Origin of the sequence: Pseudomonas extremorientalis (assembly GCF_001870465.1) — a bacterium.
Lineage (GTDB): Bacteria > Pseudomonadota > Gammaproteobacteria > Pseudomonadales > Pseudomonadaceae > Aquipseudomonas > Aquipseudomonas extremorientalis.
In genome coordinates this window covers 1-20,782 of the sequence record NZ_MDGK01000034.1, presented here as the reverse complement: position 1 = coordinate 20,782, position 20,782 = coordinate 1, and the positions used below count along the sequence as shown (strand labels likewise).

23 protein-coding genes are annotated in these 20,782 nt (G+C 60.3%); 16 read left to right on the top strand and 7 right to left on the bottom strand.

Features of this window, described 5'->3' with window-relative positions; all coding sequences use genetic code 11:
• The first annotated feature begins 106 nt into the window (after positions 1-106).
• The 13 genes from iolE to BFN10_RS13370 all read left to right on the top strand — a co-directional run bounded on the left by iolE (position 107) and on the right by BFN10_RS13370 (position 13,527).
• Positions 107-1,000, top strand: a complete 894-nt coding sequence (gene iolE / locus BFN10_RS13425; protein WP_071490061.1) for a myo-inosose-2 dehydratase — start codon at positions 107-109, stop codon at positions 998-1,000.
• Entirely contained in the window at positions 997-1,785 is a 789-nt protein-coding gene (iolB, locus tag BFN10_RS13420; RefSeq protein WP_071490060.1) for a 5-deoxy-glucuronate isomerase, read from the top strand. The genes iolE and iolB overlap by 4 nt, the downstream gene beginning before the upstream one ends.
• A 29-nt stretch (positions 1,786-1,814) precedes the next feature.
• A complete protein-coding gene (locus BFN10_RS13415; RefSeq protein WP_071490059.1) occupies positions 1,815-2,630 on the top strand; it encodes a TIM barrel protein in 816 nt (271 codons plus the stop codon).
• A 10-nt stretch (positions 2,631-2,640) separates the two neighbouring features.
• Complete coding sequence (iolD, locus tag BFN10_RS13410) at positions 2,641-4,572, top strand: 3D-(3,5/4)-trihydroxycyclohexane-1,2-dione acylhydrolase (decyclizing) (protein ID WP_071490058.1); 1,932 nt, start codon at positions 2,641-2,643, stop codon at positions 4,570-4,572.
• Between the two features lie 19 nt (positions 4,573-4,591).
• The gene (iolG, locus tag BFN10_RS13405) at positions 4,592-5,602 is read left to right on the top strand and encodes a bifunctional inositol 2-dehydrogenase/D-chiro-inositol 1-dehydrogenase (RefSeq protein ID WP_071490057.1); all 1,011 of its coding nucleotides are present in this window, start codon (positions 4,592-4,594) and stop codon (positions 5,600-5,602) included.
• Positions 5,603-5,692: 90 nt separating this feature from the next.
• Positions 5,693-6,721 carry a Gfo/Idh/MocA family protein gene (locus BFN10_RS13400; protein WP_071490056.1) on the top strand — a complete coding sequence of 343 codons (1,029 nt, stop codon included), beginning with the start codon at positions 5,693-5,695 and terminating at the stop codon, positions 6,719-6,721.
• 151 nt (positions 6,722-6,872) lie between these two features.
• Entirely contained in the window at positions 6,873-7,049 is a 177-nt protein-coding gene (locus tag BFN10_RS29455; protein WP_163033238.1) for a hypothetical protein, read from the top strand.
• A 48-nt stretch (positions 7,050-7,097) separates the two neighbouring features.
• The gene (locus tag BFN10_RS13395; RefSeq protein WP_071490055.1) at positions 7,098-8,027 is read left to right on the top strand and encodes a sugar ABC transporter substrate-binding protein; all 930 of its coding nucleotides are present in this window, start codon (positions 7,098-7,100) and stop codon (positions 8,025-8,027) included.
• A gap of 65 nt (positions 8,028-8,092) precedes the next feature.
• Positions 8,093-9,646 (top strand): sugar ABC transporter ATP-binding protein, encoded by a 1,554-nt coding sequence (locus tag BFN10_RS13390; RefSeq protein WP_071490054.1) that lies wholly within the window; start codon positions 8,093-8,095, stop codon positions 9,644-9,646.
• Positions 9,647-9,672: 26 nt separating this feature from the next.
• Positions 9,673-10,695, top strand: coding sequence for an ABC transporter permease (locus tag BFN10_RS13385; protein ID WP_016975559.1), 1,023 nt, complete (start codon positions 9,673-9,675; stop codon positions 10,693-10,695).
• A 331-nt stretch (positions 10,696-11,026) separates the two neighbouring features.
• Positions 11,027-11,431, top strand: a complete 405-nt coding sequence (locus tag BFN10_RS13380) for a TraR/DksA family transcriptional regulator (protein WP_003191666.1) — start codon at positions 11,027-11,029, stop codon at positions 11,429-11,431.
• Between the two features lie 95 nt (positions 11,432-11,526).
• A complete protein-coding gene (locus BFN10_RS13375) occupies positions 11,527-13,209 on the top strand; it encodes a methyl-accepting chemotaxis protein (RefSeq protein ID WP_409996274.1) in 1,683 nt (560 codons plus the stop codon).
• Positions 13,210-13,323: 114 nt separating this feature from the next.
• Positions 13,324-13,527, top strand: a complete 204-nt coding sequence (locus BFN10_RS13370) for a hypothetical protein (RefSeq protein WP_071490052.1) — start codon at positions 13,324-13,326, stop codon at positions 13,525-13,527.
• Positions 13,528-13,534: 7 nt separating this feature from the next.
• Here the strand turns inward: BFN10_RS13370 and BFN10_RS13365 are convergent, their stop codons facing one another.
• The 3 genes from BFN10_RS13365 to BFN10_RS29740 form a co-directional block, all read right to left on the bottom strand.
• Positions 13,535-13,771 carry a DUF2789 domain-containing protein gene (locus BFN10_RS13365; protein WP_071490051.1) on the bottom strand — a complete coding sequence of 79 codons (237 nt, stop codon included), beginning with the start codon at positions 13,769-13,771 and terminating at the stop codon, positions 13,535-13,537.
• Positions 13,772-13,838: 67 nt separating this feature from the next.
• A complete protein-coding gene (locus tag BFN10_RS13360) occupies positions 13,839-14,069 on the bottom strand; it encodes a hypothetical protein (protein ID WP_071490050.1) in 231 nt (76 codons plus the stop codon).
• A gap of 110 nt (positions 14,070-14,179) precedes the next feature.
• Positions 14,180-14,836, bottom strand: a complete 657-nt coding sequence (locus tag BFN10_RS29740; protein WP_231999497.1) for a hypothetical protein — start codon at positions 14,834-14,836, stop codon at positions 14,180-14,182.
• 35 nt (positions 14,837-14,871) lie between these two features.
• Between BFN10_RS29740 and BFN10_RS13350 the strand changes: the two genes are divergently transcribed.
• Together BFN10_RS13350 and BFN10_RS13345 are read left to right on the top strand one after the other, a co-directional pair.
• Positions 14,872-15,321, top strand: coding sequence for a hypothetical protein (locus tag BFN10_RS13350; RefSeq protein WP_050554011.1), 450 nt, complete (start codon positions 14,872-14,874; stop codon positions 15,319-15,321).
• A 134-nt stretch (positions 15,322-15,455) separates the two neighbouring features.
• Positions 15,456-16,472 (top strand): ABC transporter substrate-binding protein, encoded by a 1,017-nt coding sequence (locus tag BFN10_RS13345; RefSeq protein ID WP_071490049.1) that lies wholly within the window; start codon positions 15,456-15,458, stop codon positions 16,470-16,472.
• Positions 16,473-16,610: 138 nt separating this feature from the next.
• On the opposite strand, the gene BFN10_RS13340 is transcribed toward BFN10_RS13345, so the two are convergent.
• Positions 16,611-18,737 (bottom strand): TonB-dependent receptor, encoded by a 2,127-nt coding sequence (locus BFN10_RS13340; RefSeq protein ID WP_071490048.1) that lies wholly within the window; start codon positions 18,735-18,737, stop codon positions 16,611-16,613.
• Positions 18,738-18,832: 95 nt separating this feature from the next.
• Positions 18,833-19,222 (bottom strand): DUF2946 domain-containing protein, encoded by a 390-nt coding sequence (locus BFN10_RS13335; RefSeq protein WP_071490047.1) that lies wholly within the window; start codon positions 19,220-19,222, stop codon positions 18,833-18,835.
• Between the two features lie 93 nt (positions 19,223-19,315).
• On the opposite strand from BFN10_RS13335, the gene BFN10_RS13330 reads away from it, so the two are divergent.
• On the top strand, positions 19,316-19,753 hold the full coding sequence (locus BFN10_RS13330) for a DUF3995 domain-containing protein (protein WP_058425721.1): 438 nt from the start codon (positions 19,316-19,318) through the stop codon (positions 19,751-19,753).
• Positions 19,754-19,790: 37 nt separating this feature from the next.
• Here the strand turns inward: BFN10_RS13330 and BFN10_RS30160 are convergent, their stop codons facing one another.
• Positions 19,791-20,201, bottom strand: a complete 411-nt coding sequence (locus BFN10_RS30160) for a DUF6896 domain-containing protein (RefSeq protein ID WP_071490046.1) — start codon at positions 20,199-20,201, stop codon at positions 19,791-19,793.
• On the bottom strand, positions 20,198-20,782 hold a 585-nt coding region (locus BFN10_RS13320), incomplete at its 5' end, for an RHS repeat-associated core domain-containing protein (protein WP_167368290.1). The genes BFN10_RS30160 and BFN10_RS13320, both read right to left, overlap by 4 nt.

Here is a 20,782-nt window from a genome sequence, read left to right as displayed (position 1 = left end):
CAGTGACAGCAGTGGTGTCTGACACTCAGCTATCGGGGGCAAGCCCCCTCCCACATACAGCAAAAAGCAGATCTCAGTGATACCTGAAAATAATAAAGGTGCAGCCATGCCCGCAATCCGAATTGGCATCAACCCGATCTCCTGGAGCAACGACGACCTGCCGGCCCTGGGCGGTGAAACGCCCCTGAGCACCGCCCTCAGCGAAGGCAAGGAAATCGGCTACGAAGGCTTCGAGCTCAACGGCAAATTCCCCAAGGACGCCAAGGGCGTCGGCGATGTGTTGCGCCCGTATGACCTGGCGCTGGTTTCCGGCTGGTACTCCAGCCGCCTGGCCCGGCGCTCGGTGGCGGAAGAAATCGAGGCCATCGCCGGCCATGTCGAGTTGCTCAAACAGAACGGCGCCTCGGTACTGGTCTACGGCGAAGTGGCCGATTCGATCCAGGGCTCGCGCATCCGCCTGATCGAGCGCCCGCGTTTCCACAGCGAACAGGCCTGGCAGGACTATGCCGACAAACTCAACGAACTGGCGCGGTTCACCCTGTCCCAGGGTGTGCGCCTGGCCTATCACCACCATATGGGCGCGTACGTCGAGTCCCCGGAAGACATCGACCAACTGATGCAACGCACCGGCCCCGAAGTCGGCCTGCTGTTCGATTCGGGCCATTGCTACATGGGCGGCGGCGAGCCTCTCGCGGTGCTGCGCAAACATATCGATCGCGTCTGCCATGTGCATTTCAAGGACGTGCGCAAACCGGTGGTGCAACTGGCGCGCAATCAGATGTGGAGTTTTCCCGACTGCATCGTCAACGGCACCTTCACCGTGCCCGGCGATGGCGATATCGACTTCGCCGAACTGCTCGATGTGCTGCTGGCCGCCCACTATGAAGGTTGGCTGGTGGTGGAAGCCGAACAGGACCCGGCCGTGGCGCCCAGCTATATCTATGCGAAAAAAGGCTACGACACCTTGCGTGCGCTTCTGAATGAGAGGACCGGACAATGAGCTTGTTGGTAAAAAGCAGCAAACGCGGCCAGACCATGGTCGCCCTGGAGCCCGGGCGCCTGGAGTACGTAGGGTTCGCCGCCTACCGCCTGAGCCTGGGCGAAACCCTGCCGGTCAGCGCCGGTGACCAGGAGTTGTGCCTGGTATTGCTCAGCGGCCGCGTAAACATCGAGGGGGAGGGCTTCAACTGGCAGAACCTGGGGGATCGCCAATCGGTGTTTGAAGACAAATCGCCGTTCGCCGCTTACCTGCCGCCGGGCACCGATGCCCAGGTCACCGCCTTGAGCGATGTGCAGATTGCGGTCTGCGCCGCGCCCGGCGCCGAAGGCTACGAACCGCGGCTGATCCGCCCGGAAACCTGCAAGCGCAGCGTGCGCGGCAAAGGTGCCAACACCCGCTACGTGTGCGACATCCTGCCCGACAGCGAGCCAGCCCATTCGCTGCTGGTGGTGGAGGTGCGCACGCCGTCCGGGCATTCATCGAGCTACCCGCCGCACAAACACGACACCGATGACTTGCCGCGCCAGAGCTTCCTCGAAGAGACCTACTACCACCAGATCAATCCGCCCCAGGGCTTTGTGTTCCAGCGCGTCTATACCGACGACCGCAGCATCGACCAGGCCATGGCCGTGGAAAACAGCGACCTGGTCGTCGTGCCCAAGGGCTATCACCCGGTCAGCGTGCCCTATGGCTACGAGTCCTATTACCTGAACGTGATGGCCGGCCCCAAGCGCGCCTGGCATTTCCACAACGACCCGCAGCACAGCTGGCTGCTGGACCTCTAATCAGCGGTTCCGGACGGAGAATAACAACAATGAAGTCGCCTCTACGTTTCGCCCTTAACCGCATCGTCGCGCCCAACCTGTCCCTGCCGGATTTCATCCAGCTGGCGGCGGCGCTCAAGTGCGATGCCATCGAGTTGCGCAATGACCTGGCGGACAAGCAGATCGAGTTCGGCACCCCGGCCAGCCGCGTGCGTGAGTTGTGCGCGGTGCAGGGCATCACGGTGCTGTCGATCAACGCGCTGTACCCCTTTGATGTGTGGAACGACGAGCGCCGTGCCCAGGCAATCCAGATGGCGACCTATGCCCGCGAGTGCGGCGCCCAGGGCCTGGTGATGTGCCCGCTCAACGAGCCGGGCGACACCCGCAACGAAGCCCAGCGTGCAGCCGGCTTGCGCACGGCCTTGAGCGAGCTGGCGCCGATCCTGCGTGAGTACGGCATCCTCGGGTTTATCGAGCCCCTGGGCTTTGAAGAGTGTGCGCTGCGGCGCAAGCGCGTGGCGGTGGACGCGATCATGTCCATCGGCGGCCTGGATGTGTTCCGGCTGGTGCACGACACCTTCCATCATCACTTGGCCAGCGAACATGAGTTCTTCCCGGAGTTGACCGGCCTGGTGCATATCTCCGGCGTCGAAGATGCCCAAGCGCCGCTGAGTTCGATTCGCGACGGCCACCGCGTGCTGGTGGGCGAGGGCGACATCCTCGGCAATGCGGCGCAGATCGACACCTTGCTCAGCACCGGCTACAGCGGCTACCTGTCGTTCGAGCCGTTTGCCGAGAGCGTGCACGGGCTGGCGGATATCCAGCAGGCCTTGGGCGCAAGCATCGCCCACCTGCAGAAACGATAAGGGGCGCGACATGACCACAACCCGACTGACCATGGCCCAGGCCCTGGTGAAGTTCCTGGACAACCAATACATCGAAGTCGATGGCGTGCAGAGCAAGTTCGTCGCCGGGGTATTCACCATTTTCGGCCACGGCAACGTGCTGGGCCTGGGCCAGGCCCTGGAGCAGGACAGCGGCGACCTGGTGGTGCACCAGGGCCGCAACGAGCAAGGCATGGCCCATGCGGCGATCGGTTTCGCCAAGCAGCACCTGCGCCGCAAGATCTACGCGTGTACGGCGTCCGTCGGCCCAGGCGCTGCCAATATGCTGACCGCCGCCGCGACCGCCACGGCCAACCGTATCCCGTTGTTGCTGTTGCCCGGCGATGTGTACGCCAGCCGCCAGCCTGACCCGGTGCTGCAACAGATCGAGCAGTTCCACGACTTGAGCATCAGCACCAACGATGCCTTCCGCTCGGTCAGCAAATACTGGGACCGCATCAACCGCCCCGAGCAGTTGATGAGCGCCGCGATCCACGCCATGCGTGTGCTCACCGATCCGGCTGAAACCGGCGCGGTGACCCTGGCATTGCCCCAGGATGTGCAGGCCGAGGCCTGGGATTATCCGGATTATTTCCTGCACAAACGTGTGCACCGTATCGAGCGTCGCCCGGCCACCGGCGCGATGATCGGTGATGCATTGGCCGCCTTCCGGGGCAAGCGCAAGCCGCTGATCATCTGCGGTGGCGGTGTTAAGTACTCCGGCGCGAATGCCGCGCTGCAAGCCTTTGCCGAACGCTTTGATATTCCCTTCGCCGAGACCCAGGCGGGCAAGAGCGCCGTGGTCTCCAGCCATCCGCTGAACGTGGGTGGCATTGGCGAAACCGGCTGCCTGGCGGCCAACCTGCTGGCGCCCGAGGCCGACCTGATCATTGGTGTGGGCACGCGTTACACTGACTTCACCACCTCGTCCAAATCGCTGTTCAAGCACCCTGAGGTGACGTTCCTCAACCTCAATGTCAGCCCCTGCGATGCCTTGAAGCTCGACGGCGTGCAAGTGCTGGCCGATGCGCAAGTGGCCCTCGAAGCATTGGCCGATGCCCTCGGCGATTACCGCTCCGGCTGGGGTGGGCAGGTCGTCGCGGCCAAGGCGCAGTTGGACGCCGAAGTGGATCGTGTGCACCAGGTGGAATATGACGGCGACGGGTTTGTGCCCGAGGTCGACGACCGTCTCGACCGTGGCGTGCTGCGTGAATTCATCGAGCTGACCGGCTCGTGCCTGACCCAGAGCCGTGTACTGGGTGTGCTCAACCAGACCTTGGCCGACGATTCGATCATCGTCGCCGCCGCCGGCAGCCTGCCCGGCGACCTGCAACGCGCCTGGCGCAGCAAGGGCGTCAACACCTACCACGTCGAATACGGCTACTCGTGCATGGGCTACGAAATCAACGCGGCGCTCGGCGTGAAACTCGCCGAGCCGACTAAAGAGGTGTACGCACTGGTCGGCGATGGCTCCTACATGATGCTGCACTCGGAGCTGGCCACCTCGATCCAGGAGCGGCGCAAGATCAACGTGGTGCTGCTCGACAACATGGCGTTCGGCTGCATCAACAACCTGCAGATCGGCAACGGCATGGACAGCTTCGGCACCGAATTCCGCTACCGCAACCCCGAGAGCGGCAAGCTTGACGGCGGCCTGGTGCCGGTGGACTTCGCCATGAGCGCGGCGGCCTATGGCTGCAAGACCTACAAGGTCAGCACCGTGGAGCAACTCGAAGCCGCGCTGGCGGATGCGCGTATACAAACGGTGTCGACGCTGATCGATATCAAGGTGCTGCCCAAGACCATGGTCCACGGCTACCTGTCGTGGTGGCGAGTGGGTGTGGCGCAAGTGTCCACCAGCGAACGCACGAATGCCGCTGCGAAAAAACTCAATGAACACCTGGCGAAGGCCCGGCAGTACTAATAACAAGAGGAGTGTGTGTATGTCTTTGAAGCTAGGTGTCATCGGTACAGGCGCTATCGGCCGGGACCATATCCGTCGTTGCAGCCAGACCTTGCTCAACAGCCAGGTGGTGGCGGTGACTGACATCAACCTGGAGCAGGCCGCCAAGGTCGTCGCCGATTTGAAGCTGGACGCCGAGGTGTACGCCGACGGCCATGCGCTGATCAACTCGCCGCAGGTCGAGGCCGTGCTGGTGACGTCCTGGGGACCGAGCCACGAAGAGTTTGTGCTCGCAGCGATTGCCGCCGGCAAACCGGTGTTCTGCGAGAAACCCCTGGCGGTCACCGCCGAGGGCTGCCGCAAGATCGTCGACGCCGAAGTCGCCTACGGCAAGCGCCTGGTGCAGGTCGGCTTCATGCGCCCGTATGACGAAGGCTATCGCGCACTCAAGGCCGTGATCGACAGCGGCCAGATCGGCGAGCCGCTGATGCTGCACTGCGCGCACCGTAACCCGACGGTGGGCGAAAACTACAAGACCGACATGGCGATCACCGACACCTTGATCCACGAACTGGATGTGCTCCGTTGGCTGCTCAATGACGACTACGTGTCGGTGCAGGTGGTGTTCCCGCGCAAATCCAGCAAGGCCCTGGCCCACCTGCGTGACCCGCAGATCGTGCTGCTGGAAACCGCCAAGGGCACGCGCATCGACGTGGAAGTGTTTGTGAACTGCCAGTACGGCTACGACATCCAGTGTGAAGTGGTGGGGGAGACCGGCATCGCCAAGCTGCCGGAGCCTTCCCAGGTGCAACTGCGCAGTGGCGCGAAGTTGTCCAACGCGATCCTGATGGACTGGAAGGATCGGTTTATCGGCGCGTATGACGTGGAATTGCAGGCGTTCATCGACAGTGTGCGCGCCGGGCAGGTCGGTGGGCCGTCGGCGTGGGATGGCTTTGCCGCAGCGGTGGCGGCGGATGCGTGTATTGAAGCGCAGGGCAGTGAGCAGATTGTGAAGGTGAGCTTGCCGGATCGCCCACGTTTCTACGGCTGAATCACTGAAGAAATGCTGTGAAAAATGTGGGAGGGGGCTTGCCCCCTCCCACATTTGAATCGGGTTTCACTTCAAGCAAGGAGTGTAGGTATGCGAATCGGACTAGTCGGCTACGGCCATGGAGGGCGCTTCTTTCATGCGCCGCTGATTGCCACATTGGCCGGTGCCACATTTGTCGGCGTGGTCACCAGGTCTGCGGAACGCCGCCAGCAACTGGCAACCGACCACCCAGGCCTCAAGGCCTTCGACTCCATCGGCCAGATCGTCGAAGCCGGCGTCGACGCCCTGGTCATCTCCACCACCCTCAAGGGCCGCCCCGCGCTGGTACTCGAGGCCATCGAACACGGCGTAACCGTGGTCAGCGACAAACCCTTCGCCGCCAGCGCCGAACAGGCCCAGGCATTGATCACAGCCGCCGAACGCCAGGGCTCGCTGCTCAGCGTCTACCAGAACCGGCGCTGGGACTCGGACTACCTGACCCTGCGCAAACTCATCGACGCCGGCGCCCTGGGCACAATCACCCGCTTTGAATCCCGCGTGGAGCGCTACAGCCCGCAAGCCGTGGGCAACGCCAGCGGTGGCGGTTGGCTGCGCGACTTGGGCAGCCACCTGGTCGATCAGGCCCTGCAACTGTTCGGCCCGGTGGATCGGGTGTTCGCCCAGTTGCACTACACCGCCGAACACCCCACGGTGGACCACGGTTTTTTTGTCTCCCTGACCCATGCCAACGGCGTCATCTCGCACTTGTGGGGCAATGCCTTGCAGAACTGTCAGGCCCCGCGTTTCAGAGTCAGTGGCACCGCCGGTTGCTACACCGTCGACGGCCTGGACGGTCAGGAAGAAGCGCTGCTGGCCGGCAAGTCGCCGAAAACCGAAGGCGAGCATTGGGGGGCAGAGGAACACCGACGCTGGGGCTGGTTCGAGCAAGGCGCGGAACGCGAGCGAGTGCCGTCGGAGAAAGGCTGCTGGACGCAGTTCTATCGCCAGTTGCAAATAGCCGTGCAAGGGCAGGGACCGCTGCCGGTGGATGCGTATGAAGCGCTGGAAACCACTCGCCTGTTGGACGCCGCGCGCCTGAGCGCGGAGCGCCGACAAGTGATCGAGACGGCTCTGCTGTAGGAGATTTCGATAAAAATAGAACAAAATTCTAAATAGTGTTGATATGGAAATTATTTTCCAATAAAGTCTTTTCCAGGTTGCAGAAAGTACGTCCGGACTCGATCCTGGCGACTCAACAAAAACAAGATCAAAAACAACCAGGTACCGTCAGATGAAAATCTTCAACGCTGTACTGCGAGTTTTACGCCCTGCCCACACGCCACGCGGACTGCCCCGCGCTCGGCCGTTCTACTTCTCCTTCCTTAATGTGCTGTGCGTCGAAAACCAGGGCGCGCTGGTGTGCTGCATTCCCGGCGCGCCGGTCGTCCGGCTGCCTGCCGAGCTCTGATAAACGCAACGTCCAGAAAACCAACAAGAAAGTGGAGACAGACCGTTCATGAAGACCCCGATCCGTTTTACCGCGCTGGCCTTGTCCATGCTGCTCGCCAGCGGTGTTGCCGCGGCTGCCGATCTCAAGATAGGCGTGAGCATGTCCGCCTTCGATGACACCTTCCTCACCTACCTGCGCGAAGACATGGACAAGCAAGCCAAGTCCTACCCCAAGGGTGACGGCGTGCAGTTGCAGTTCGAAGATGCCCGTGCCGACGTGGTCAAGCAGTTGAGCCAGGTCGAGAACTTTATCAGCCAGAAAGTCGACGCGATCATCGTCAACCCGGTGGACACCGCCTCGACAGCCAACATCATCAAGGCCGCCACGGCGGCGAAAATCCCCCTGGTGTTCGTCAACCGCCGTCCTGACAGCCCGACCCTGGCGCCGGGCGTAGCGGCGGTGACCTCCGACGACGTCGAGGCCGGCAAGCTGCAGATGCAGTACATCGCCGAAAAGCTCGGCGGCAAGGGCAATATCGTGATCCTGCTGGGCGATCTGGCGAACAACTCCACCACCAACCGCACCAAGGGGGTCAAGGAAGTCCTGACCCAATACCCGGGCATCAAGATCGAACAGGAACAGACCGGGATCTGGTTGCGTGACAAGGGCATGACCCTGGTCAACGACTGGCTGACCCAGGGCCGTGAATTCAACGCGGTGTTGGCCAACAACGATGAAATGGCCATTGGCGCGTCCATGGCGCTGAAATCGGCGGGCAAGAAGGGCGTGTTGATCGCTGGTGTCGATGGCACGCCGGACGGCTTGAACGCGATCACCAAGGGGGACATGACCGTGTCGGCCTTCCAGGATGCCAAGGGCCAGGCGGACAAGTCGGTGGAGACCGCGCGCAAGATGGCCCGGAACGAGCCCATCGAGCAGAACGTGGTGATCCCGTTCCAGCTGATCACCCCGGACAACGTCAAAGACTTCAAGTAGTCCCTACATAACAACAATAAGCCGGCAGGGCGGTCGTGCCCGCCTTGCCGATGGAGTACCTCCCTATGCTCGCTCAAGCCGCTGTCTCGCAGCCTCCCGGTATCCAGCCGCTGCCGCTGGACGAACCCTACCTGCTGGAAATCGTCAACATCAGCAAAGGCTTTCCCGGCGTCGTGGCCCTGGCCGACGTGCAGTTGCGCGTTCGCCCTGGCACGGTGCTGGCGCTGATGGGCGAGAACGGTGCGGGCAAGTCGACGCTGATGAAAATCATCGCTGGCATCTACCAGCCCGATGCCGGCGAGATTCGCCTGCGCGGCAAGCCGATTGTGTTTGAAACCCCCCTGGCGGCCCAGAAGGCCGGGATCGCGATGATCCACCAGGAACTCAACCTGATGCCGCACATGAGCATCGCCGAGAACATCTGGATCGGCCGCGAGCAGCTCAACAGCCTGCACATGGTCAACCACCGCGAAATGCATCGCTGCACCGCCGAGTTGCTGGCGCGCCTGCGCATCAACCTGGACCCCGAGGAACACGTGGGCAACCTGAGCATCGCCGAACGGCAGATGGTCGAGATTGCCAAGGCGGTGTCCTATGACTCCGACATCCTGATCATGGATGAGCCGACCTCGGCCATTACCGAGAAGGAAGTGGCCCATCTGTTTTCGATCATTGCCGACCTCAAGGCCCAGGGCAAAGGCATCGTCTACATCACGCACAAAATGAACGAAGTGTTCGCCATCGCCGATGAAGTGGCGGTGTTCCGCGACGGCCAGTACATCGGCCTGCAGCGCGCCGACAGCATGAACAGCGACAGCCTGATCTCGATGATGGTCGGCCGTGAGCTGAGCCAATTGTTCCCGGTGCGCGAGACGCCCATCGGCGATCTGCTGCTGTCGGTACGCGACCTTAGCCTGGACGGCGTGTTCAAGGACGTGTCCTTCGATCTGCATGCTGGCGAGATCCTCGGCATCGCCGGGTTGATGGGCTCGGGCCGTACCAACGTGGCCGAAACCATTTTCGGCATCACCCCCAGCAGCGGCGGCCAGATCACCCTGGATGGCAAGGCGGTGCGCATTACCGACCCGCACATGGCCATCGAGAAAGGTTTTGCCCTGTTGACCGAGGACCGCAAGCTCAGTGGCCTGTTCCCGTGCCTGTCGGTGCTGGAAAACATGGAAATGGCGGTGCTGCCGCACTACACCGGCAACGGCTTTATCCAGCAGAAAGCCCTGCGAGCGCTGTGCGAAGACATGTGCAAGAAGCTGCGGGTGAAAACCCCCTCCCTTGAGCAGTGCATCGACACCTTGTCCGGCGGCAACCAGCAGAAGGCCTTGCTCGCGCGCTGGCTGATGACCAACCCGCGCCTGCTGATCCTCGATGAACCGACCCGGGGCATTGACGTGGGCGCCAAGGCCGAGATCTACCGGCTGATCTCGTTCCTCGCCAGTGAAGGCATGGCGGTGATCATGATTTCTTCCGAGCTGCCCGAAGTGCTGGGCATGAGCGACCGGGTCATGGTGATGCACGAGGGCGAATTGATGGGCACCCTGGACCGCAGCGATGCGACCCAGGAAAAAGTCATGCAGTTGGCCTCCGGGATGACCGCAGTCCACTGACGTACAGAATTAAAAGGTGATGGGCTATGAACGCAATAACGGATAACAAACCTGCGACGGTGCCAACCAAAAGTCGTCGACGCATGCCCACCGAGCTGAGCATCTTCCTGGTGCTGATCGGCATTGGCCTGGTGTTTGAATTGTTCGGCTGGATCGTGCGCGACCAGAGCTTCCTGATGAACTCCCAGCGCCTGGTGCTGATGATCCTGCAAGTGTCGATCATCGGCCTGCTGGCAATTGGCGTGACACAGGTGATCATCACGACGGGGATCGATCTGTCTTCGGGCTCGGTGCTGGCACTTTCGGCGATGATTGCTGCCAGTTTGGCGCAGACGTCCGACTTTTCCCGGGCGGTGTTCCCCAGCCTGACCGACTTGCCGGTATGGATTCCAGTGGCTATGGGGCTGGGCGTAGGACTGTTGGCGGGGGCGATCAACGGCAGCATCATTGCTGTCACCGGCATTCCGCCGTTCATTGCCACCCTGGGCATGATGGTCTCGGCCCGTGGCCTGGCGCGTTACTACACCGAAGGCCAGCCGGTGAGCATGCTCTCGGACTCGTACACGGCCATTGGCCACGGCGCGATGCCGGTGATCATCTTCCTGGTGGTGGCGGTTATCTTCCACATCGCCCTGCGCTACACCAAATACGGCAAGTACACCTACGCCATCGGCGGCAACATGCAGGCGGCGCGCACCTCTGGGATCAACGTCAAGCGCCACCTGATCATCGTGTACAGCATCGCCGGTTTGCTGGCAGGTCTGGCCGGGGTGGTGGCTTCGGCACGTGCTGCGACCGGGCAGGCGGGCATGGGCATGTCCTATGAACTGGATGCGATTGCCGCCGCAGTGATCGGTGGCACCAGCCTGGCGGGCGGGGTAGGGCGCATTACCGGCACGGTGATCGGCGCGCTGATCCTCGGGGTGATGGCCAGCGGGTTCACTTTTGTCGGGGTGGATGCGTATATCCAAGACATCATCAAGGGGCTGATCATTGTGGTGGCTGTGGTCATCGACCAATACCGCAACAAGCGCAAGCTCAAGCGCTGAGGCGCAGCGGCAAGCCTCAAGCTGCAAGCATGCTGATGTTTGCAGCTTGTCGCTTGCCGCTTGCGGCTTATAGCTGCTTCACGAACTTTCCTGCTATAAACGCACTCCGATAACCATTCGCCAAGCCCGTCCTGGTGCCTTTTGGGGTTATCCGGGAAAAAATGCCTGTCATTTCAGTTGCTGCGCTCTCAAGTCGGCCTTAGACTGCCGCCCCTCGTAAATTGAGTGCCGGGTGGCGCTTGAAATGGACGGCGCCTTTCCGAGACCTGCAGAGGCCTTCCGGAACGCTCCCTTATTCGCCTTAATGCACGTATTTTTTATAGAGAAATCAATGACAAAGGAAAAGTTGCTGGCCATGCCGGCGGATGACTACATGAATGCCGAACAGCACGCTTTTTTCGAGAAGTTGCTGCAAGACATGAAAGTGGAACACCACGAGCGCATTGAACAGAACCGTATCGCCATTGAAAGCCTTGACACCCCGGCCGACCCGGCCGACGCCGCTTCCGTTGAAGAAGAGCGTACCTGGCTGGTCAACGCCATCGACCGCGACCAGCGCATGCTGCCGCAGCTTGAGCGCGCGTTGGAGCGCATCAAGGAAGATTCCTTTGGCTGGTGTGACGACAGCGGCGAGCCTATCGGCCTCAAGCGCCTGCTGATCAGCCCCACCACCAAGTACTGCATCGAAGCGCAAGAGCGCCACGAGCAGATCGACAAGCACCAGCGCCAAGCCTGATGCGTTGAAGCTGGGGAGCCGCCACGCGGTTCCCCAGGGCAAGACCCGTTACACCCCGTCTATTGATCTGCTGCAAGCTACCCCACTAAAGGCCCATGGATAATGGCCCGATAGTGGCGTTTAATGCAGTGACAATAATGACAAGCAGTGGGGTAACGAAGATGGCTGGAGACGGACCTCTGATGGGCGCAGCCGTGTCACCGCAACCGGTGGCGCGCGGGCTGCCCGGCTGGCTCACGCCGTTGTTGCAGAGCACCGCCCTGGTGCTGGTACTGCTGGGCCTCGCGTTCGCCAGCCTGCCGCTCTACCTTTGCCTGCCACTGGTCCTATTGGTGATCTGGCTGCCTCGCCTGAAAAGTCGCACACCAGTGATTGCAGCTTCCGACGCCGCCGATGCCATTGGCGAGTTGACTCGTGATCTGTCGTATACCACCAGCCACAACGCACTTTCCGCCGCCGGCGTGGCCTATTCGGTCAAGCAACTGGCGGCGCGCCTGCAGTCGCAGTTGAGCGCGGCCAGGCAGATCGTCAGCAGTGCCGAGGTGATGATCGGCACCGAAAAAGTCACCTCCCAGCTCAGCCGTGAGGCGTTGGGGGCTGCGAGCCAGGCCCATCAGCGCAGCACCGAAGGCCGTGAAGTGCTTGCCCAGTCGATCAGCCGCATGCACCAGCTCAGCCAGCGGGCCAATGCCAGCCGTGAGTTGATTGAGGCCTTGAGCCAGCGCAGCGAGGAAATCCAGCGGGTGACCCTGGTGATCCAGTCCATCGCCAGCCAGACCAACCTGCTGGCGCTGAACGCGGCGATTGAAGCGGCGCGGGCCGGTGAGCATGGTCGCGGGTTTGCCGTGGTGGCGGATGAAGTGCGTGGGTTGGCCGGGCGTACTGCCACGGCCACCGATGAAGTCGGTGTGATGGTGGCCGACATCCAGCAACGCACTGCTCAGGTGGTAGAGCAGATTCGCCAGCTCTCGGCGGACCTGCACACCGGTGTCGAGCAGGTAGAGCACGCTGGCGAGCAACTGCAAAATATCGCCAGCCTGGCGGCGGATGTGGAAGGCCAGGTCAATGAAATCGCCCAGGGTACCGACACCAACCGCACCCAGCTCGACAGCCTGTTCCATGCCGTGGAGCAGATGCGCAGCGACCTGGCCGTCAGCGATCAGCAAACCCGCCAGCTGGCGGATGCTGCCGTACAAATGGAAGGCCAGGCCGAAACCATCAGCGAGCGCCTGGCGGAAGTCGGGCTGGATGACTATCACCAGCGCATCTATGACCTGGCCCGCGAAGGTGCCAGTCGGATTGCCGCGCAATTCGAAGCCGATGTGCAACAGAACCGCATCAGCCTGGACGACCTGTTCGACCGCAGCTATACGCCGATCGCCAATACCAGCCCAATCAAGTACCACACCCGCTTCGACGGCTACACCGACCAGGTATTGCCAGCGATCCAGGAGGCGCTGTTGCCGCGTCATGAAGGGTTGGTGTTCGCCATCGCCTGCACGCCCCAGGGCTATGTGCCAACCCACAACAAGGCTTTTTCCCAGGCGCTGACCGGCGATGCGCAGGTGGACGCCGTGCAGAACCGCACCAAACGCAAGTTTGAAGACCGTACCGGAATCCGCTGCGGCAGCCATCAGCAGGCGGTGTTGTTGCAAACCTATACCCGCGACACGGGTGAGCTGATGCACGATCTGTCGGTGCCGATCATGGTCAAGGGCCGGCACTGGGGCGGTTTACGCCTGGGTTACAAGCCCGAGGCCGCGAAAGGCGGGCGTTAGGATTATTGCCGTTTATGCAAGGGAGCTATTCCGGTAATAGCTTTTTCAAGCGGACGTAAAACCGTAGCATGGGCAACATTGTTAGCCAGCTAACTAATGCTGTGGAGAAGCACCATGCAAAACAAAGTCGATGTTGCCGTGATGATTGGGAGTGGTGTACCGCATGCCTTGCGGGCATTGGGTCAAAAGGCCTGTTGGGTGGTATTGCTCAACGGTGAGCAGCGCGGCACGGCGTTCGCCAGTCGCGATGAGGCAGAGGAGTGCAGGGCTGCCTGGCAGGCGCTGATGCGCCTGGAGCAGTCAGACAGCCTGCATTGAGGGCTGTTTAGTGCGACTGATGCAGGCGCTGGTTCAGCTCATCCACCGCGATAGCCCATTCGGCGTCGTCACGCAGTTCTTCCTTGAGAAAGCTGGCTTGTTGTGCAGACCAGAATGGCGCATCGATCAGTTTCACGTCTTCAGGCAACGGATGGGCGACGATAAATGCATCGATGGCGTCCGGGGTTGAATCCAGGCCCAATTGTTCAAACAGGGTTTCAAGGGTGGGGATTGGCGCGTCCATTTCGTTCTCCATGCAGGGGGGCGTTATGCATGGGAGGGTTGTAGCGCGGCGGAGTTCTATCGAATGTTCAGGAATTAAGGGCCCCGGCATCCACGGCAGTCTTTAACGCCCTGGCGGCCTCTTTTGCAGCGGCGGCGGCTGCGTCGACGGTTTTGAACCAGCGGTCTTTTTCCACTTGGTGCGTGCTGACAGTGGTCAGCGGTGGCTTGGCCCGCATCACGATCACTGCTTGAAACTCACCGTCTACTTCCCTTGCGTCGCCATGGATGAAAAATTCGCCGATATCAAATTCCGTCACGTAGAGCCTTCCCTTGGAGATAACTGCACTGGAGAAACCTGGCCCGTGGGGCGCAAACTTCAGTGGACGGGCCAGTATGGCAGTTGTTGCGGGTCGGCGGCGCGGTAAAGTTACCGGGCGGACGAAACGATAGCTCCATGTTGGGCGTGCAACACGGCTTCGAGTTTTTTGGCCAGTTCGCAGGCCTTGACATGGTCGCTGCGGAAGCCTTTGATGCGGCCACTGAGCACTTCGCGCACGTGGAAGAAGTTCCGGCCGGCAGGTACGACTTGGTAAAGAACCGAATCCGGGTACCCCTCGAAGCTGTTCAAGCGGTAGTATTGCGCCTCGTCCTGACAGGATGAACGGGTTTGCGAAGACATAGCGCTGTAGGGTGATCTTTGCATGGCCTGCTCCTTTTCGATCTTGCGGGATGACTGGATTGCAGCGTTTTGAGTGGTCTTGATCCATGCTGCTGTTTTAGTATTGTCGTCAGCAGTCAGCGTCCGGTTCCATGACAGCGTGTTTATTTGTGTATGCATGTCGGAAAACTGCATTTTTAATTGGGTTATTCTCTGAAGTTGGTCGACCCGTATTCTCGGGCCGTTGAACCTGTGATCTCCTGTGGCGCCTGATGACCTTGCACAAGGCCCATCGCGCATGTCTGTACTAGTCTTTCGGCTCGACAGCAGGATTTTCTTCAGTTTTTTCAAAGAATGAGTTGTGTGATCGTGCCGTGATGGCCGTTTTTTGTGCTGCCCGCTTTGGCGGACAGCGCTCTTTTCCATGTGGGGGCGTTTCCTTGGCAGTCAGTAATCTGGATATGCACGCGTTGTTCGTGCTGGGTGATTTGCGCGCAAAGTTGGTCAAACAGTTCCAATCCCGTTTTGTCTACATCACCGAGCAGACGCCGGAAGGCATTTACATCGCCGAAATCGATACCGAGGCGGCGATGGTGGTGGATGACAAACCACGCCTTGAGCTCAAGGTCGGCGACCATTTTCGTGCAGCGGTATTGCCCAGTCGTGAGGGCGGCAAGTTCGAATTGAAGTTCCGCGACATCAAGTTGACGGTGTACGGCCTGGGCGACTACGCCTTTGTGTCGTCGGCCGAAGGCCAGGGCATCGTGTTCAAGGAAGGCCACAGCGTGATGCTGGTGTTCGCCGCCAACGAGCAATTGCAGGAAGGCCTGACCAAAACCCTGAAGGCTGTCACCGGCAAGGCCGCCAAATGGCGCAAGGGCGAACTGGTCACCTTCAAGGCCAGTGAATAATCAGCAAAAAAACGCGAACACCCGTTATCTCCCGGAACCTCTACTACAGTTGAGTTGACTTAACTATTCAGAGGCTTCGCGCATACGCAGCAAAGCCGTCCGCCATTGGCTGCGATATCGCGAGGTGCGAAGGCATGAAAGGATTGAGAACGCTGTTGGCTGCGTCCCTGACAACACTGGGGCTGTCAGTGGCCACGTTGCCGGTAAGCGCCGCCGAGGCGCCGGTACATTTTGCCGACCTGAACTGGGAAAGCGGCAGCCTGATCACCGAAGTGCTGCGGGTGATTGTCGAGAAGGGCTACGACCTGCCCACCGATACCTTGCCCGGCACCACCATCACACTGGAAACCGCCCTGGCAAAGAACGACATCCAGGTGATCGGCGAAGAGTGGGCCGGCCGCAGCCCGGTGTGGGTCAAGGCCGAGGCCGAAGGCAAGGTGGTGGGCCTGGGTGACACGGTCAAGGGTGCGACCGAAGGCTGGTGGGTGCCGGAATACGTGGTCAAGGGCGACCCCGCCAAAGGTATCAAGCCCCTGGCGCCGGACCTCAAGAGCGTGAAGGACTTGGCACGCTACAAGGATGTGTTCAAGGACCCCGAATCCCCCGGCAAGGGGCGCTTTCTCAACAGCCCCATCGGCTGGACCTCGGAAGTGGTCAACAAACAGAAGCTCAAGGCCTACGGCCTGGATGACAGCTACGTGAACTTCCGCAGTGGCTCGGGCGCGGCACTGGACGCGGAGATCGCTTCATCGATCCGGCGCGGCAAGCCGGTGCTGTTCTATTACTGGTCGCCGACGCCGCTGATGGGGCGTTACAAGTTGATCCAGCTGGAAGAGCCGCCGTTTGATGCCGAGGCGTGGAAAACCCTGACGGATGCGGATAACCCTGATCCGAAGCCGACCCGGTCATTGGCGTCGAAGTTGAGTGTCGGGGTCTCGACGCCGTTCCAGAAAGAGCATCCGCAGATTGTGCAGTTTTTCGAGAAGGTCGAGTTTCCGATTGAGCCGTTGAACAAGGCATTAGCGAGCATGAGTGAGAACCACACGGCGCCACGTGAGGTGGCCCAGGCGTTTCTCAAGGAGCATCCCGAGGTGTGGAAGGCCTGGTTGACTGAGGATGTGGCGCAGAAGGTTGAGGCGAGCCTGAAATAACCACGGATCTTTCAGTTCAATGCGAAGCAGGTGTGGGAGGGGGCTTGCTGCCGATTGCAGCGAGTCAGTCACGGCATGGTTGACTGATCCAACACTATCGGGAGCAAGCTCCCTCCCACATTTAGCTGCATTCCAGGATCAGAACCGGGTCTGCACCGCCAACTCAAAGGTTCGTGGTGAGCCCAAGTAATACGCCGGCGACACATGGGCAAACTCGGCATACACCTCATTCGTCAAGTTGCGCACCCGGCCCGTCACTGAGGTGTGCGAATCGACCTTATAGCGCAGGAACGTTCCGAACAGGGTGTAGGCTGGCACTGTCTGTGTGTTGGCGTTGTCTGCATACACCTGGGCTACATATCGCGCGTCCACACCCCCTTGCCAGTCCTCGGCAAAATCATAGGTCAGCCACAGATTGCCCACGCGCTTGGGCACGTTGGTTGGCGTGTTGCCCTTGCGCGACACCACGGCGCCACTGGCGATTTTCTCGTTGAAGTCATCGTACTCGGCATCTACCCAGGCGAAGTTGCCTTCCGCCAGCAGCCTTGGCGTGATGCGCAGCGAGCTGGCCAATTCGATCCCTTTGGATGACTGCGCACCGACCGGAATGCTGTTGCTGGGGTCCTGCGGGTCGGTGACGGCAAAGTCCTTGCGCTCGATCTTGTATGCGGCAGCGGTGGCTGAGCCACGCCCGTCCAGGTAGTCGAATTTGCTGCCCACTTCCCACTGCTTGCCCGTCGAGACATCAAACACTTGCGTGGTGGTGTTCGGTTGCTCGGCGGCGGTGCTGTATTGCACATACACATTAGCCGTTGGGATGAACTGGTAGGTCAGGCCCACACGGCCGGTCACCGGTTCCCAGTTGCGTTTGAAGTGGCCGGGGTTGGTGGCGGTTATCGCACGGTGGTTGGTCACATCCAGGTCGATGGCGTCATAACGCAGGCCAGTCAGCAGCGACAATGTGTCGGTAAGGCCCAGGCGATTTTCCACGAACAGTGCTTTGGTGGTGACTTCGTTGGTCTTGTCCTTGCCGAAGCGTTCCCGGGTCCGCGGCAGGTCAAAGAAGTGCCCGGGGTCGAAGTTGTTCGGGTCTACCGTGCTGTTGCCTGGCACATTCCACGGAGTGTTGGTGGTGCTGTTGACTTTGTACTCGAAGCCGCCGGACCAGGTAGTCGACAGGCCGAAGAGGCTATCGTCGTGGCGCAGTTCGAACTGGTTGCCGTTCTGTTCGCCCTGATGACGTACCTGATAGGCCGTCGAGCGGTTTACCGCCGTGTTGTTCGCGTTGTACTGATAGGTTTCCAGGTTGCGGTAATCGCGTTGGCTGTCCAAATGGTAAAGGGTGTTTTTCAGCGTGGTGCTGTCGTTGAGCCGGTAGTCGATGATCGAGCGTGCCCAGATCGTGCGTTGTTCGTAGCGCCCGTCGGCGACGTTGTAGTTGTTGAAGCGGTTGTGTCTGTCGATCTTCAACTCGCCTGCCTTGGGGTTGAGCACCGGTGTGCCCCAGTAGGGGCTGTCTTCGTGCTCATCCTGGTATTCCAGCGCCAGGGTGTGGGACAGGTCGGGCGTGAGGTCACTGAGCAGGGAAAACGCCAGGCTCCACGCGTCGCGCTGATCGCGGTCGATATAGCTGTGGTTGGTGTTGCGGCTCACATCCAGGCGTGCGTAATGCTGTACCTCGGCGCCAGGTTCGGTCAGGGCATGGTTGACGCCGAAGGCCATGCCGGCGGTGTCGTAGCTGCCGTAGGTGAGCTGGCCTTCGGCGGCCTGTTCCTCACGGGTGGCCAACTTGGTCACGTAGTTGAGCGAGCCGCCCACGGAGCCTGCGCCGTTGATCAGCGAGGAGGGGCCACCCACCAGTTCCACCCGGTCATAGATCCACGCATCCACGGGGCGCGCCAGGCCGGTGGCGACGTTGATACCGTTGAACATCTGGGTGATCTGGCTGCTGGTAAAGCCGCGATAGGAAACAAACCCGCCAAACCCCGGCGGGGCGCTGGCGTTGACGCCGGGCAAGGTGTTGGCGGCATCGCGGAAGGTCTTGGCGCCATGGCGCTCGATGTCACTGCGATTGGCGATGGCCACCGACGCCGGGGTTTCCCGCACGCTCAAGCCCAACCGCGACGCCACGCCGCTGGATTGATCCAGGGCCAGGCCGGGTTCGTCGGCTTGCGCGCCATCGATGGTGGTCGGGGCCAACTCAAGGGCCCAGGCGCAGACAGGCAGGCAGCCGAACAGGCCTGCCAACAGGGGGAGATGTTTCATGGTTGAATCCTGAAAAACTTGGCTTGAAAACAACGCACAGCCGCCCGTACTTCCTTGCGGAAACGGTACTCAGTGCAGATCGGAAAGCGAAGGCATCAGGCGAAGGCAGGCGGCGCGCGCGGATTGGCCGCAGGCCAGGTGAAGCGGGCAGGGAGATCGGCAGCCAGGACGATGGCAGGCGGTGGAGCATGGGGCTGTGGCAACACCGCCACGTTCAGGCTGGAACTCAGCGCCGGGCCCATGCCGCCCGTGGAACACAGTGGGCAGCCAAACGCCTTGGACAGCGTCGGCAAATTCTCTTCAGTGGAATTGGACGGCTTGGGCGCCTGGGTACGTGGGTCCACCGTACAAAACTGGCCGCCGATGCCATTGAGCTGCATCCCGACCATCTGCCCATGCCCGATACTGCAGGCGAACACATTGAACAGGACGCAGCAGTAGAGCATCCAGGCAATGAGCGAGCGGTCGGCACGGGCAAGTTTCATGGGGCGGCACTTTACCATCAGCCGCCGACGAAATGCCTGCAAAAAATCTCAGGGCGACTATCCTGTTTCGCACCTTTTCAGGGAGAGCCAGCCATGAGCTTCGTTGTCGCACGATGGATTGTCGGCGTTTTTACCTGCATCAGCATGGTCCACCTGTACTGGGCCGCCGGCGGCAAACTCGGCTTCCAGGCCGCCATTCCCCAACTGCCCGGCGAATTTGCCAACGGACCCAGACCTGCATTCAAGCCCTCGGCATTGGGCACGTTCCTGGTCGCGATGGGGTTGGTGGCCATTGCACTGCTGGTGTGCCTGCGCGCCGGGCTGTACTTCTCGGCGGTATCCCATGGGGCGTTGCAGTGGGGCATCAGCGCGATTGCCGTACTGATGTTTGCCCGGGCGATTGGGGATTCGGAGTTGGTCGGGTTCTTCAAGAAGGTCGGTGGGTCGAGGTTTGCGCGGTGGGATACGTATTTTTATTCGCCGTTGTGTCTGGTGTTGGGGGTGGGGTTGTTGGTGGTGGCGTGGGGGTGAGAAGTGGAGGGCCTGATCATTGGATCAGGCCATGCAATCAAGGCTGTATGAAGTACAAGTTGGACATGGATCCAGAGATTTTCTGAGCTTTGCCCTTTTTCAGGTACTCGCTGAAATCACGCTCAAGCGAGTCTTTATTGGTATATTTCTTGTATCTGCATGGTACCTCGCACGCGTACATATATAGTCTCCACGGGTCGAATCCATCGACTCTTTCATTCGGGCCGTAATCAAAGTCGACACAGAGTTCAGATAGATAAACGCTGCATCCAATGCCATGCAACTCATAGGTTACGCCGTCGGTGACAAATCCTCGTCGCGGAATTTTTTTGGAGTGCCACAGCCTGAGAATGTTCTTGGTTCCAAAAGTTTGTTCAAGCAAGTCAGTCGCTATTTTTACTTGCGTCAAATACTCGGCTATCAAATTTTCCAGGGTCTGATTTTTCATCGTCTTGGCCTATCCAATCTATCGAGCCCAACCGCATTTGATGCTTCTATCACTTCTTCAATGCTGTTGAACGTGGTTTTGTGGCTATATATATCGGTGATTAACTTTAAGGTGACTGGCGTATGTGTTTGTCTTGCTGCCGAGGCACGATGATGCCCGTCAACAATATAGCGCCGTTCGTTGTGTTCGAGTATTTCAATGGGTTCGTTGATTTTGTACCCATCGCTTCGCATGCTGAGAGCAATTCTCTCAACCCGTTTGGTTGAGCGTTTGCCCTCGATGGTGTGTGTTCGAATCAAGGTTTCCGCATTAACTCCGTGGATGAGGGGAGGCGATTGAACTCCATCGTCCACATGTGCTTTTTGGGTTGGATCGTCCGCGCCTGGGATTGTCTGTAGTTTGCAGCTGTCCTCCCCGGGACAGGCACTCAGTCCTAAAGGGTCCACCCATCCCGTCGGATTGGGCACGTACTGGTACGCATTGATCCCACCCGCCAGCTTCACCAGATCCGGCGTCAGGTACCGACCAACATCCGGATTGTAGTAGCGATGGCGGTTGTAGTGCAGCCCGCTTTCCTGATC

Coding starts and splice junctions, on each gene's coding strand:
- BFN10_RS13335 (WP_071490047.1), bottom strand. CDS start 19,222: ATGAAACTTGCCCGTGCCGACCGCTCGCTCATTGCCTGGATGCTCTAC.
- BFN10_RS29740 (WP_231999497.1), bottom strand. CDS start 14,836: ATGGAAAAGAGCGCTGTCCGCCAAAGCGGGCAGCACAAAAAACGGCCA.
- iolE (WP_071490061.1), top strand. CDS start 107: ATGCCCGCAATCCGAATTGGCATCAACCCGATCTCCTGGAGCAACGAC.
- BFN10_RS30160 (WP_071490046.1), bottom strand. CDS start 20,201: ATGAAAAATCAGACCCTGGAAAATTTGATAGCCGAGTATTTGACGCAA.
- BFN10_RS13385 (WP_016975559.1), top strand. CDS start 9,673: ATGAACGCAATAACGGATAACAAACCTGCGACGGTGCCAACCAAAAGT.
- BFN10_RS13415 (WP_071490059.1), top strand. CDS start 1,815: ATGAAGTCGCCTCTACGTTTCGCCCTTAACCGCATCGTCGCGCCCAAC.
- BFN10_RS29455 (WP_163033238.1), top strand. CDS start 6,873: ATGAAAATCTTCAACGCTGTACTGCGAGTTTTACGCCCTGCCCACACG.
- BFN10_RS13345 (WP_071490049.1), top strand. CDS start 15,456: ATGAAAGGATTGAGAACGCTGTTGGCTGCGTCCCTGACAACACTGGGG.
- BFN10_RS13365 (WP_071490051.1), bottom strand. CDS start 13,771: ATGGACGCGCCAATCCCCACCCTTGAAACCCTGTTTGAACAATTGGGC.
- BFN10_RS13330 (WP_058425721.1), top strand. CDS start 19,316: ATGAGCTTCGTTGTCGCACGATGGATTGTCGGCGTTTTTACCTGCATC.
- iolB (WP_071490060.1), top strand. CDS start 997: ATGAGCTTGTTGGTAAAAAGCAGCAAACGCGGCCAGACCATGGTCGCC.
- BFN10_RS13340 (WP_071490048.1), bottom strand. CDS start 18,737: ATGAAACATCTCCCCCTGTTGGCAGGCCTGTTCGGCTGCCTGCCTGTC.
- iolD (WP_071490058.1), top strand. CDS start 2,641: ATGACCACAACCCGACTGACCATGGCCCAGGCCCTGGTGAAGTTCCTG.
- BFN10_RS13380 (WP_003191666.1), top strand. CDS start 11,027: ATGACAAAGGAAAAGTTGCTGGCCATGCCGGCGGATGACTACATGAAT.
- BFN10_RS13375 (WP_409996274.1), top strand. CDS start 11,527: ATGGATAATGGCCCGATAGTGGCGTTTAATGCAGTGACAATAATGACA.
- BFN10_RS13370 (WP_071490052.1), top strand. CDS start 13,324: ATGCAAAACAAAGTCGATGTTGCCGTGATGATTGGGAGTGGTGTACCG.
- BFN10_RS13390 (WP_071490054.1), top strand. CDS start 8,093: ATGCTCGCTCAAGCCGCTGTCTCGCAGCCTCCCGGTATCCAGCCGCTG.
- BFN10_RS13350 (WP_050554011.1), top strand. CDS start 14,872: ATGCACGCGTTGTTCGTGCTGGGTGATTTGCGCGCAAAGTTGGTCAAA.
- BFN10_RS13400 (WP_071490056.1), top strand. CDS start 5,693: ATGCGAATCGGACTAGTCGGCTACGGCCATGGAGGGCGCTTCTTTCAT.
- iolG (WP_071490057.1), top strand. CDS start 4,592: ATGTCTTTGAAGCTAGGTGTCATCGGTACAGGCGCTATCGGCCGGGAC.
- BFN10_RS13395 (WP_071490055.1), top strand. CDS start 7,098: ATGAAGACCCCGATCCGTTTTACCGCGCTGGCCTTGTCCATGCTGCTC.